The organism is Ruania alba, assembly GCF_900105765.1.
In the GTDB taxonomy this organism is placed as follows: Bacteria; Actinomycetota; Actinomycetes; order Actinomycetales; family Beutenbergiaceae; genus Ruania; species Ruania alba.
Map to the genome: position 1 here is coordinate 323585 of NZ_FNTX01000001.1, position 13005 is coordinate 336589.

Consider the following 13005-nt stretch of genomic DNA (forward strand, 5'->3'; position numbering starts at 1 on the left):
CACCGACTCGGTGGCCGATCCCCACAGGGCAGACTCGGGTCGAGATTCTTCCTGCAGAAGTGTGAGAAGATGTAGACCGGCCAACTGGAGTCCGGACGTCAAGTCCGGTAGAGTAGGCCAGCCGAGGAACGGTAGCCCCGGAGAGGGCCCTGTGATAAGGGTGTTCGCGGTGCGCGTTCGTTGTTTGAGAACTCAACAGTGTGTTTGTAAGTGATTGATGCCAGTTTTTTATTGGTTGGGTGTGCGCTCCTGCCTCGTTGGGGGTGTGCGCCTGGCTGGGATTTTTTTCGTATGGTTGTTGGTGCTTCTGGCCTTTTGGGTTGGGGGTGCTGTTTCAGCTTTTTACGGAGAGTTTGATCCTGGCTCAGGACGAACGCTGGCGGCGTGCTTAACACATGCAAGTCGAACGATGAAGCGGTGCTTGCACCGTGGATTAGTGGCGAACGGGTGAGTAACACGTGAGTAACCTGCCCCTTTCTCTGGGATAAGCGCTGGAAACGGCGTCTAATACTGGATATTCAGGTCCTGCCGCATGGTGGGGTTTGGAAAGATTTTTTGGTGAGGGATGGGCTCGCGGCCTATCAGTTTGTTGGTGGGGTGATGGCCTACCAAGACGACGACGGGTAGCCGGCCTGAGAGGGTGACCGGCCACACTGGGACTGAGACACGGCCCAGACTCCTACGGGAGGCAGCAGTGGGGAATATTGCACAATGGGCGAAAGCCTGATGCAGCGACGCCGCGTGAGGGATGACGGCCTTCGGGTTGTAAACCTCTTTCAGTAGGGAAGAAGCTTTCGGGTGACGGTACCTGCAGAAGAAGCGCCGGCTAACTACGTGCCAGCAGCCGCGGTAATACGTAGGGCGCAAGCGTTGTCCGGAATTATTGGGCGTAAAGAGCTCGTAGGCGGTTTGTCGCGTCTGCTGTGAAAACGCGAGGCTCAACCTCGCGCCTGCAGTGGGTACGGGCAGACTAGAGTGTGGTAGGGGAGACTGGAATTCCTGGTGTAGCGGTGGAATGCGCAGATATCAGGAGGAACACCGATGGCGAAGGCAGGTCTCTGGGCCACTACTGACGCTGAGGAGCGAAAGCATGGGGAGCGAACAGGATTAGATACCCTGGTAGTCCATGCCGTAAACGTTGGGCACTAGGTGTGGGATCCATTCCACGGATTCCGTGCCGCAGCTAACGCATTAAGTGCCCCGCCTGGGGAGTACGGCCGCAAGGCTAAAACTCAAAGGAATTGACGGGGGCCCGCACAAGCGGCGGAGCATGCGGATTAATTCGATGCAACGCGAAGAACCTTACCAAGGCTTGACATATACGAGAACCCTGCAGAGATGTGGGGCTCTTTGGACACTCGTATACAGGTGGTGCATGGTTGTCGTCAGCTCGTGTCGTGAGATGTTGGGTTAAGTCCCGCAACGAGCGCAACCCTCGTCCTATGTTGCCAGCACGTAATGGTGGGGACTCATAGGAGACTGCCGGGGTCAACTCGGAGGAAGGTGGGGATGACGTCAAATCATCATGCCCCTTATGTCTTGGGCTTCACGCATGCTACAATGGCCGGTACAAAGGGCTGCGATACCGTAAGGTGGAGCGAATCCCATAAAGCCGGTCTCAGTTCGGATTGGGGTCTGCAACTCGACCCCATGAAGTCGGAGTCGCTAGTAATCGCAGATCAGCAACGCTGCGGTGAATACGTTCTCGGGCCTTGTACACACCGCCCGTCACGTCATGAAAGTCGGTAACACCCGAAGCCGGTGGCCCAACCCTTGTGGGGGGAGCTGTCGAAGGTGGGATTGGCGATTGGGACGAAGTCGTAACAAGGTAGCCGTACCGGAAGGTGCGGCTGGATCACCTCCTTTCTAAGGAGCAACTCTCATCTGTGTCATCCGCCGTGTGTGGGTGGTGTGGGTGGGCAGTGGCCATGCCCCGGGCGAGTGTTCTGGGGGTGGTGCTCATGGGTGGAACATCAATCACGTCTCTTGCTGGCTTGTTCTGGTCTGGTTCTCCTGTGTGGGGGCTGGGTTGGGGCGGTGCTGGTGGGTGCGAACACACTGTTGGGTGTCTGAGGCAACGAACCCGTTGGGGTTGGTGGTCTTGATGCGGGCCCATGCGCTTGGCTGATCTGTTGGTTGGTCGGTGGTGGGGATCGTCGGTAGCTTGAGAACTGCACAGTGGACGCGAGCATCTTTGATTTTTTGTGGTCAAGTTTTTAAGAGCATTCGGTGGATGCCTTGGCACCAGGAGCCGAAGAAGGACGTAGTAGCTTGCGATAAGCCTCGGGGAGTTGGCAAACGAACTTTGATCCGAGGATTTCCGAATGGGGAAACCCGGCCGGGGTCATGCCCGGTTACCTGCACCTGAACACATAGGGTGTGTGGAGGGAACGTGGGGAAGTGAAACATCTCAGTACCCACAGGAAAAGATATTCCGAGAGTAGTGGCGAGCGAAATCGGATGAGGCCAAACCATGGGTGTGTGATAGCCGGCAGGCGTTGCACTTGTGGGGTTGTGGGACTCGTTGGCTGGTTCTGCCGAGCTGGCAAAGAGTAAAAAAGTCGCGTGATAGTCGAAGGATCTTGAATGGTCCAGCATAGAGGGTGTGACTCCCGTAGGCGAAATTGCGTGGCCTCTTGATGAGTATCCCAAGTAGCACGGGGCCCGAGAAATCCCGTGTGAATCTGCCAAGACCACTTGGTAAGCCTAAATACTACCTGGTGACCGATAGCGGACAAGTACCGTGAGGGAAAGGTGAAAAGTACCCCGGGAGGGGAGTGAAATAGTACCTGAAACCGAATGCTTACAATCCGTTGGAGCCTCCTTAGCAGGGGTGACAGCGTGCCTTTTGAAGAATGAGCCTGCGAGTTAGCGGTACGTGGCGAGGTTAACCCGTGTGGGGAAGCCGTAGCGAAAGCGAGTCCGAATAGGGCGATTGAGTCGCGTGCTCTAGACCCGAAGCGAAGTGATCTATCCATGGCCAGGTTGAAGCGCGGGTAAGACCGCGTGGAGGACCGAACCCACCTAGGTTGAAAACTGGGGGATGAGCTGTGGATAGGGGTGAAAGGCCAATCAAACTTCGTGATAGCTGGTTCTCCCCGAAATGCATTTAGGTGCAGCGTCACGTGTTTCTTACCGGAGGTAGAGCTACTGGATGGCTGATGGGCCTCACCAGGTTACTGACGTCAACCAAACTCCGAATGCCGGTAAGTGAGAGCGTGGCAGTGAGACTGCGGGGATAAGCTTCGTAGTCGAGAGGGAAACAGCCCAGACCACCAGCTAAGGCCCCTAAGCGTATGCTAAGTGGGAAAGGATGTGGAGTTGCACAGACAACCAGGAGGTTGGCTTAGAAGCAGCCACCCTTGAAAGAGTGCGTAATAGCTCACTGGTCAAGTGATTCTGCGCCGACAATGTAGCGGGGCTCAAGCATACCGCCGAAGCTGTGGCATTCACGCATTTACTTGGCTTGCCTCCTTGTGGGGTGGGTCCAGGTGTGTGGATGGGTAGGGGAGCGTCGTGTGGGGAGTGAAGCGGCGGAGTGATCCAGCCGTGGACGCCACACGAGTGAGAATGCAGGCATGAGTAGCGAAAGACGGGTGAGAAACCCGTCCGCCGAATGACCAAGGGTTCCAGGGCCAGGTTAATCCGCCCTGGGTAAGTCGGGACCTAAGGCGAGGCCGACAGGCGTAGTCGATGGACAAGCAGTTGATATTCTGCTACCGGCGAAGAACCGCCCATACCGAGCCCGGTGATGCTAAACGCCCGAAACTTCCTAGAGTCCCTTCGGGGAACGTGGGAGCGTAGCGCGTGACCCGAACCGGTAGTAGGTAAGCGTATTAACAGGGGTGACGCAGGAAGGTAGCCCAGCGTGTCTTATGGCTTGGCACGTCCAAGGTTGTAGGGCGAGGTATAGGCAAATCCGTACCTCATATAGCCTGAGAACTGATGGTGACAGCGAATGCTGGATGATTGGGTGATCCTATGCTGCCTAGAAAAACCTCGGCGCGAGGTTCTAGCCGCCCGTACCCTAAACCGACTCAGGTGGTCAGGTAGAGAATACTAAGGCGATCGAGTGAATCGTGGTTAAGGAACTCGGCAAAATGCCCCCGTAACTTCGGGAGAAGGGGGGCCTGATGCGTGATCCACCCTTTGCGGTGGGGATGCGTTGATGGCCGCAGAGACCAGAGAGAAGCGACTGTTTATCAAAAACACAGGTCCGTGCGAAGTCGCAAGACGATGTATACGGACTGACGCCTGCCCAGTGCTGGAAGGTTAAGAGGACGGGTTAGTTCCTTCGGGAGCGAAGCTCAGAATTTAAGCCCCAGTAAACGGCGGTGGTAACTATAACCATCCTAAGGTAGCGAAATTCCTTGTCGGGTAAGTTCCGACCTGCACGAATGGCGTAACGACTTCTCTGCTGTCTCAACCGCGAACTCGGCGAAATTGCACTACGAGTAAAGATGCTCGTTACGCGCAGCAGGACGGAAAGACCCCGGGACCTTTACTATAGCTTGGTATTGGTGTTCGGTACGGCTTGTGTAGGATAGGTGGGAGACTATGAAGCGCACGCGCCAGCGTGTGTGGAGTCAACGTTGAAATACCACTCTGGTCGTTCTGGATTCCTAACCTCGGTCCGTGATCCGGATCAGGGACAGTGCCTGGTGGGTAGTTTAACTGGGGCGGTTGCCTCCTAAAAAGTAACGGAGGCGCTCAAAGGTTCCCTCAGCCTGGTTGGCAATCAGGTGGCGAGTGTAAGTACACAAGGGAGCTTGACTGTGAGACGTACATGTCGAGCAGGGACGAAAGTCGGAACTAGTGACCCGACGGTGGCTCGTGGAAGCGCCGTCGCTCAACGGATAAAAGGTACCCCGGGGATAACAGGCTGATCCTGCCCAAGAGTCCATATCGACGGCATGGTTTGGCACCTCGATGTCGGCTCGTCGCATCCTGGGGCTGGAGTTGGTCCCAAGGGTTGGGCTGTTCGCCCATTAAAGCGGTACGCGAGCTGGGTTCAGAACGTCGTGAGACAGTTCGGTCCCTATCCGCTGCGCGCGTTGGAAATTTGAGAAGGGCTGTCCCTAGTACGAGAGGACCGGGACGGACTAACCTCTGGTGTGCCAGTTGTTCCGCCAGGAGCACGGCTGGTTAGCTACGTTGGGAAGGGATAACCGCTGAAAGCATCTAAGTGGGAAGCCTGCTTCAAGATGAGATTTCCATACACCCTCGAGGTGTGAGAGGCTCCCAGCTAGACCACTGGGTTGATAGGCCGGACGTGGAAGCACTGAAAGGTGTGAAGCTGACCGGTACTAATATGCCGATGACTTACCACAACACAAGTCAAAGAATTATTGTGCGCGTCCACTGTGCGGTTCCCGAGATACCGGCACACCCCCGACCCCCAACACACGGGGGTCGCCCCGGGGTGACACCGCGGAACACACACCCACCGGTGTGTGAATATCTCCATAGAGTTACGGCGGCCATAGCGAGGCGGGAAACGCCCGGTCCCATTCCGAACCCGGAAGCTAAGCCCCTCAGCGCCGATGGTACTGCACCCGCGAGGGTGTGGGAGAGTAGGACACCGCCGGACACCCATTCCAACAAGGGCCACCAGGCCGCCCCTCACACCAGGGGCGACGCCAGGTGGCCCTTGTTGCATTCCACCACCGGATGAGCGTTCGCAGTGGTGATGAGGGAGCGGCGATTCGTGGTGCCAGTGACCGGCATGATTGGTGTCGTGATGCTCGATGGCGGCGATGGCGGCGATGGCGGCCATGGCGGCGATGCGCGGTGACCGGACGTGAGATCGAACCACGGGTGGACGACAGCCGGTTCAGGAATCGGGGATGATTCAGGGAGTCCCCGGATGACGAGACGCCTGCGGCTGCGTAGCGTGGACCGTCCCGGTCCGAGAACGAGGAGCGTTCGTGTTCGAAGCAATCCAGGAGCCAGTGCTGGCTATGGCGGCCTCGCCGTGGGTGCTGCTCGTGCTCTTCGCCGGGTGTGTGATCGACGGGTTCTTCCCGCCTGTTCCCAGTGAATCCCTGGTGATCGCGTTGACCAGTCTGGCGATCTCCCACGAGGCCCCGAACCTGTGGTGGATCGGCCTGGTCGCGGCGGCAGGTGCCTTTCTCGGTGACAACATCGCGTACGCGATCGGGACGAAGCTGCCGATCCATAGCTTCCGGATCTTCCGCTCACGGCGCGGTCAGAAGACACTGGCCTGGGCTGAGCGCGCCCTGGCCAAACGTGGTGCGGTCTTCATCCTCGCGGCCAGGTACATCCCGATCGGACGCGTCGCCGTGAACATGACCGCGGGTGCCGTGGGGTATCCCTATCGGCGTTTCGTTGTGGTTGCGGCGATCGCGGCGGTGATGTGGTCGGGGTACTCGATCGGTCTGGGAGCGAGCGCCGGTGCCGCGTTGCATGCGAACCCTCTGCTCGGAGTTGGCGCGGGCGTCGTTCTCGGTGTGGTGATGGGGGTCTTGGTGGATGGTGTGGTGCGACTGGTGTTGCGCCGTCGGGGGATCGACCCGATCGAGCAGATGCACGAGGTGGTGCATCAGCGTGAGGAGTCAGAGGACCCTCAGGCGCTTGAGCCGCGTCACTGATCCGCAGCGGTTCAAGCCTCGTTCAGCACCCCGGTCGCGATCCGCTCGAACCGGTACGGATCACGCCCGGTCCAGCTCGGGGCGTCCCAGACCTGAGCCACGGGAGCGTCCGGCACGTATGCGGGCCAATCGGCCCGGTGGGTGCGGACGAACCCGGCGATGGCCGCGTGCATGTCGTGGGCCAATTCCGCGGGCGGTGCGTCGCCCGCGATCCGGGCGACCCGGTCGGTTCCCAGCACGTGCCACGCGAACGGCAGGTCCAGGCAGTGCACGGCACGCTCGGTGACCGGGGAGAGCCACCTGAAGTCCCACAGCCAGGTGTCGGCGTGATCGCCTGCGTGTGCGCTGGTGCTGCGATCCATGGCCACGTGTACGGCCGGGATCCGGAAGACGCGGTCGCTGATCGCCTGGCCGAGCAGTTCGGCCGGGGTCATCTCCGGGTGCGCCCGCGGATAGGCCCTGGCCAGGGCCGGTGGCACACCCATCCCCATCAGCACCGCTGCCCCCACACCGCGAGCGAGATAGCGAGCGAGGGGCTGCGTGAGCCGGTTGAACTCATGACTCGTGGTGCCGAGCAGCAACGGGACGTGGGCCCCGGCTCGGAGCATGGCGGAACTGTCGTCGGGAAGCAGGTCGCCGTCCAGCACCGGACCGAAGGCCGTGACTGGTTCCCGGCGGGAGAGGATTCGATACAGGTCACCGACCGCCGAGAACAGGTCTGCGGCGTCCAGCGACCGCTCAGCGGCCACGATCTCTGCCCGAGGAACGTCCTGCCACCCATACACGGTGTGCTCCACCCCGCACGCCCGCGCGAGCTCGACGCCGGTCCGCTCGGCCGTGGCCGGATCGATGTCCGGCAGTGGTGCGGAGTGACACACCGCCGCGTGGAACAGCCCTCGAGCGGCCGGAGCACCGAGCAACGCCAGGACGGCGCCTCCACCGGCGCTCTGCCCGCCCAGCGTCACTCGATCGGGATCGCCGCCGAAGGCGCCGATGTTCTGCTGGACCCACGCCAGAGCCGCCATCATGTCCCGCAACGCCCGGTTGGACGGTGCACCCGGTACGTGGCCGTACCCCTCGAACCCGAGCCGGTAGGTGATCGTCACCACGACCACCCCGTCGGCGTTGAACGCCGCGCCGTCGAACCAGGGTCCACCGGGCGACCCGCCCACGTAGCTTCCACCGTGCACCCAGACATACACGGGTAGCTGCGCGGTGAGGTCCGGGGTGAACACGTTGAGGTTGAGGGTCTCCGCCCCGCGACCACCGGCTCCGGGACCGAGTGGCCGTCACCGGCGGGTCCGAGACTCGGCGTGGGCCCGTTCCGGAGCGCATCCCGCACCCCGTCCCACCCTTCGTGCGGAACGGGCGCAGCGAACCGGTGCACACCCACCGGTGCTGCCGCGTACGGGATGCCGCGGAACGCGAGCGAGCTGACGCCGTCGGGCAGGGATCGCACCACACCACTCACCGAACCGCACGGCGCGTGGGCGACGGTGGTTCTCGGCGGGAGTTCAGCCACCGCTCAGATCTTCCGGAGCCCGAAGCGGCTCAACCGGTGGTCGGCGTCCTTGGTCAGCACCAGGGTGGCCCGTCCGCGGGTGGGGAGCACGTTCTCCACCAGGTTGGGTTCGTTGATCGACTCCCAGATCTGCATCGCGCGTTCCCGTGCGGCGTCGTCGTCGAGCCCGGCATAGCGGTGGAAATAGGAGCGTTCGTCCGCGAACGCGGTCTGCCGCAGGTCGAGGAAGCGGTCCACGTACCACTGCTTCACGTGGTCGGTGGCGGCATCGATATAGATGGAGAAGTCGAAGAAGTCGCTGACGGCGAGGCTTGCCTCCCCGTCCGCCGTCACCCGTGCCGGGGCGAGCACGTTCAGACCCTCCACGATCAGTACCTCGGGCGAGCGCACCTCCACCGTGGCATCAGGCACGATGTCGTAGGTGAGGTGGGAGTACACCGGCGCCGTCACCCGTTCTGCTCCCGCCTTCACCTGGGTGAGGAACTCCAGGAGCGCGCGCCTGTCGTAGGACTCCGGGAACCCCTTGCGCTCCATCAGGCCACGCCGCTGCAGCTCCGCGTTGGGATGCAGGAAGCCGTCCGTGGTCACCAGCTCCACCCGCGGAGTCTCCGGCCAGCGCCGCAGCAGTTCGCGCAGCACCCGGGCCGCCGTCGACTTGCCCACCGCCACCGATCCCGCGATGCCGATCACGAACGGCGTCCGGTGCGCCCGCTCGCCCAGGAAGGTCGAGGTCGTGGCACGCAGGCGCTGCGAGGCGGCCACGTACAGGGTGAGTAGACGAGAGAGCGGGCGGTAGGCGGTGTCCACCTCGGCGAGGTCGATCGGATCGCCCAACCCGCGCAGGCGCTCCACATCGTCCGCGGTCAGCGGGAGTGGGGTGGACGCGGACAGCCGGCTCCAGGCCGCGCGGTCGAACTCCACGTACGGGCTCACGGTCGTTGAGCCGGTCGCCAGAGCAAGGTCAGATGTCGCCACACGCCTACTCTTCCACTCTCGGCCGCGATCTGCGTACTCGGCAGTTACGCTAACCCGTATGTGTGGAATCGTCGGATATGTCGGGGCCAAGGTGCCCAGCTCCCGTCCCCTCGACGTGGTCATGGAGGGGCTCGGTCGACTCGAGTACCGCGGCTACGACTCGGCCGGGGTGGCAGTCGCGACACCGGAAGGGCTCGCCTCGGCGAAGAAGGCGGGCAAGCTGACCAATCTGGTGGGCGAACTGGAGCAGCGGAACCTGCCCGAGGGTACGGCAGCGATCGGCCACACTCGCTGGGCGACCCACGGCGCCCCCACGGACGTCAACGCCCACCCGCACCTGGCGGGAGAGGGGCGGATCGCCGTCATCCATAACGGCATCATCGAGAACTTCCACGCGCTGAAGAACGAGCTCACCGCCGCCGGTGTCACCTTCGTGTCCGAGACCGACACCGAGGTGGTCGCCCACCTGCTCGCTCGCGCCTACGACGACATCGGCAACCTCACCGAGGCGATGCGCTCCACGGTGGGTCGCCTGGAGGGCGCCTTCACGCTGCTCGCCCTGCACGTCGACTCCCCGGGAACCGTCGTCGCGGCACGCCGCAACTCGCCGCTGGTGATCGGCCTCGGTGAGGGGGAGAACTTCCTCGGCAGCGACGTCTCCGCGTTCATCGCCTCCACCCGCGAAGCGATGGAGATGGGACAGGACCAGATCGTCACCATCACCGCCGACGACGTGGTGGTCACCGACGTCGACGGTGGTCGGGTGGAGCCGCGCCGATTCACCGTGGACTGGGACGCGGATGCCGCCGTCAAGGGCGGTTTCGCGACCTTCATGGAGAAGGAGATCCACGACCAGCCGCAGGCGGTGGCGGACACGCTGCTCGGCCGCGTCGACGCCGAGGGCCAGCTGATGCTGGACGAGATGCGTATCCCCGAGTCCGTGATGCGTTCGATCGACAAGATCGTGGTGATCGCGTGCGGGACCGCCTCCTACGTGGGGCACGTGGCCAAGTACGCGATCGAGCACTGGTGCCGGATCCCAGTGGAAGTGGAACTCGCCCACGAATTCAGATACCGCGACCCGGTGGTGAGCGAGAAGACGCTGGTGGTCGCGGTCTCCCAGTCCGGGGAGACGATGGACACCATCATGGCCATCCGGCATGCCCGCGAGCAGGGGGCGAAGGTCCTCGCGATCGTGAACACCCACGGGTCCACGATCGCCCGCGAGTCCGACGCGGTGCTGTACACCCACGCCGGCCCCGAGGTCGCGGTCGCCTCGACGAAGGCGTTCCTCGCCCAGATCACCGCCTGCTACCTGCTCGGGCTCTACCTCGCCCAGCTGCGTGGGAACAAGTTCCCCGACGAGATCCGCGAGACGCTCGAACAGTTGCGGCAGATGCCGGACAAGGTCAAGCGAGTGGTGGACGCCGAGGAGCAGGTGCAGACCATCGCGGCAGAGATGAAGGACGAGCGCACCGTCCTCTTCCTCGGCCGCCACGTGGGCTTCCCAGTCGCCCTGGAAGGTGCGCTCAAGCTCAAGGAGCTCGCATACATCCACGCCGAAGGGTTCGCCGCCGGTGAGCTCAAGCACGGCCCGATCGCCTTGATCGAGCCGGGGCAGCCGGTGTTCGTGATCGTCCCTTCGCCGCGCGGCCGGGACGCACTGCACGCGAAGGTGATCTCCAACATTCAGGAGATTCGTGCCCGCGGTGCCCGCACCCTGGTGATCGCCGAGGACGGGGACACCGACGTGGAGCCGTTCGCCGACGTCGTCTTCCGGGTGCCGCGGACCCCGACCCTGCTGGCACCGTTGGTGACCGTGGTACCCCTGCAGATCTTCGCCGCCGCGCTCGCCACCGCGAAGGGGCTCGACGTGGACCAGCCGCGCAACCTGGCCAAGTCCGTCACCGTCGAGTAGCGATGTGATCGCGTGATTGTGGGCGTCGGGATCGACGTGGTGGACGTCGACCGGTTCACCAGCACCCTCGAGCGGGCTGCGGGTCTGCGCGAGCGGTTGTTCACCCCCGCCGAGCGGGAGCTGGCACCGGCGTCGCTCGCGGCCCGGTTCGCCGCGAAAGAGGCGATCGCGAAAGCACTCGGTGCTCCCGGCGGGATGAGCTGGCAGGACGCGACCGTGCACCGGGTGGTCGGCGGCGCACCCATCGTCGACCTGTCCGGCACGGTGCTCGCTGCCGCCGAGGCACGCGGCGTCCGCTCCTGGCACCTGTCCATCTCCCACGACGCCGGGATCGCCTCCGCGGTGGCCATCGCCGAGGGGTGAGCGCATGATCCGCGGATACGGGGCAGAGGAGGTCCGCGCGGCCGAGGCGCCGGCGCTCGCGGCCGGTGTGCCGTTGATGCTTTGGGCCGCCCGCGGTGTGGCGGCGGCCGTGCGGCAGGTGCTCACCGAGCGGCGGGTGTCACGGAGATCGGCCAGGGTACTGGTGCTGGTCGGCGGCGGGAACAACGGGGGAGACGGGCTGCACGCCGCGGCACTGCTCGCCGAGCGCGGGATCACGGTGACCGTCGCACTCGCACGGGTCGAGGTACACGCCGAGGGGCTCGCCCACGCGCGGGCACGGGGCGTGCGGATCGTCGACGTTGCCGAGGGTCCCGACGGCGGCCCCTGGGTTGCCGAGGCCGAGCGCTCGCACGTGTGGGTGGACGCCTTGGCAGGCATCGGCGTGCATGGCGGACTGCGGGGGGTGAGCGCTGCCGTCGTGGAGCGTCTGGACCAGGTGCGCTGCGGGCAACGGGTGATCGCCGTGGACACCCCGAGCGGGGTGGGCGCCGACTCCGGTGCGGTGGCCGGCCCGGTGCTGCACGCCGACCGAACGGTGACGATGGGCGCGATGAAGGCGGGACTGCTGCTCCCGCCTGCAGCGGGGATGGCCGGATCCGTGCAGGTGCTCGACCTGGGTCTGGGGGCAGCGTTCGCAGCTCAGGCTGCGGCGGTGACCCGGCTGGAGGTCTGCGATGTGGCCCGGCTGTGGCCGGTGCCCGGCCAGGCCGATCACAAGTACAGCCGTGGGGTGCTCGGGGTGGTCGCGGGATCGGCGCGATACCCGGGGGCAGCGGTGCTCACCACTGGTGCGGCGTTGCGCACCGGGTGCGGCATGGTCCGCTACCTCGGGCAGGAGCCTGCGGTAGCCGACCGGGTGCTGGACCACTACCCGGAAGCGGTGACGGCGCCGGGCCGCGTGCAGGCGCTCGTGGTGGGCCCTGGCCTCGCCGGCGTGAGCGACCGGGGACGGGTGGTCGCGCAGATCGAGGCGGCCGATCAGGCAGCCGTCCGGGCCGGCGTGCCACTGCCCGCCGTGGTGTGGGACGCCGGGGCGCTGGCAGCGCTGCCCACCGACCCCGAGGTGAACCGGCGCCGCCGCACCGTGCTCACGCCGCATGCCGGAGAGCTGGCCGAGCTGCTCCGGGCTCGTCGTCACCCGGTTGATCGCGCCGCGATCGAGTCCGACCCGGCCCGATGGGTGCGCACCGCTGCCGAGGTCACCGGTGCGACCGTGCTGCTCAAGGGGGCGGTGACCCTGGTGGCGGCCCCGGACGCATCCGACTCCCGTTCCGGCGGTGGAAGCCGCGTCCGGCCGTCCGGAACGGGATTTGATGGCGGGAACGGGATTCCTCCTGATGATCTCCCTCTGCTGAGCCAGGCCGACGGACCGCCGTGGTTGGCCACGGCCGGCTCCGGTGACGTGCTCGCCGGGATCCTCGGTGCTCTGCTGGCCACCAGTGACGCCCCGGCCCCGGAGCTGGCCGCCGCGGCCGCGCTGGTGCACGGACGTGCCGCCCAGGCGGCGAACCCGGGCGGGCCAGTGACGCCGTCGGACCTGGTGGCGGCACTGCCTGCCACCGTGGCGGACCTGCTCACCGCTCGCTGACACCACG

The 13005-nt window shown here is 64.2% G+C and carries 5 protein-coding genes, 3 rRNA genes and 2 pseudogenes; 7 read left to right on the forward strand and 3 right to left on the reverse strand.

The annotated features are described in order from the left end of the window. The first annotated feature begins 341 nt into the window (after positions 1 to 341). The 4 genes from BLU77_RS01500 (at position 342) to BLU77_RS01515 (ending at position 6611) form a co-directional block, all read left to right on the forward strand. Positions 342 to 1866, forward strand: a 16S ribosomal RNA gene (locus BLU77_RS01500). Positions 1867 to 2206: 340 nt separating this feature from the next. Continuing rightward, positions 2207 to 5329, forward strand: a 23S ribosomal RNA gene (locus BLU77_RS01505). A 143-nt stretch (positions 5330 to 5472) separates the two neighbouring features. Then, positions 5473 to 5590, forward strand: a 5S ribosomal RNA gene (gene rrf, locus BLU77_RS01510). The 16S, 23S and 5S rRNA genes sit together here, the layout of an rRNA operon. Before the next feature lie 337 nt (positions 5591 to 5927). Then, the gene (locus tag BLU77_RS01515) at positions 5928 to 6611 is read left to right on the forward strand and encodes a DedA family protein (protein WP_245708616.1); all 684 of its coding nucleotides are present in this window, start codon (positions 5928 to 5930) and stop codon (positions 6609 to 6611) included. Between the two features lie 11 nt (positions 6612 to 6622). On the opposite strand, the pseudogene BLU77_RS01520 reads toward BLU77_RS01515, so the two are convergent. The 3 genes and pseudogenes from BLU77_RS01520 to coaA all read right to left on the reverse strand — a co-directional run. Further along, a pseudogene (locus tag BLU77_RS01520) lies at positions 6623 to 7849 on the reverse strand (carboxylesterase family protein); the annotation flags it as partial. Positions 7850 to 7938: 89 nt separating this feature from the next. After that, positions 7939 to 8133, reverse strand: a pseudogene (locus BLU77_RS23135) (carboxylesterase family protein); the annotation flags it as partial. A gap of 3 nt (positions 8134 to 8136) precedes the next feature. Continuing rightward, a complete protein-coding gene (coaA, locus tag BLU77_RS01530; RefSeq protein ID WP_245708617.1) occupies positions 8137 to 9108 on the reverse strand; it encodes a type I pantothenate kinase in 972 nt (323 codons plus the stop codon). 58 nt (positions 9109 to 9166) lie between these two features. Between coaA and glmS the strand changes: the two genes are divergently transcribed. From glmS to BLU77_RS01545, 3 genes are read left to right on the forward strand one after another with little or no spacing between them, the layout of a single operon-like run. Further along, positions 9167 to 11026: a glutamine--fructose-6-phosphate transaminase (isomerizing) gene (gene glmS / locus BLU77_RS01535; protein WP_089771382.1), complete on the forward strand. Its 1860-nt coding sequence runs from the start codon at positions 9167 to 9169 to the stop codon at positions 11024 to 11026. A 12-nt stretch (positions 11027 to 11038) separates the two neighbouring features. Beyond that, positions 11039 to 11389 (forward strand): holo-ACP synthase, encoded by a 351-nt coding sequence (locus BLU77_RS01540; protein WP_089771383.1) that lies wholly within the window; start codon positions 11039 to 11041, stop codon positions 11387 to 11389. A gap of 4 nt (positions 11390 to 11393) precedes the next feature. Next, positions 11394 to 12998: an NAD(P)H-hydrate epimerase gene (locus BLU77_RS01545; RefSeq protein ID WP_089771384.1), complete on the forward strand. Its 1605-nt coding sequence runs from the start codon at positions 11394 to 11396 to the stop codon at positions 12996 to 12998. Positions 12999 to 13005: the final 7 nt, after the last annotated feature.

Excerpts from the sequence above, each read along its gene's own strand:
- glmS (WP_089771382.1), top strand. The coding sequence starts at position 9,167 with ATGTGTGGAATCGTCGGATATGTCGGGGCCAAGGTGCCCAGCTCCCGT.
- BLU77_RS01545 (WP_089771384.1), top strand. The coding sequence starts at position 11,394 with ATGATCCGCGGATACGGGGCAGAGGAGGTCCGCGCGGCCGAGGCGCCG.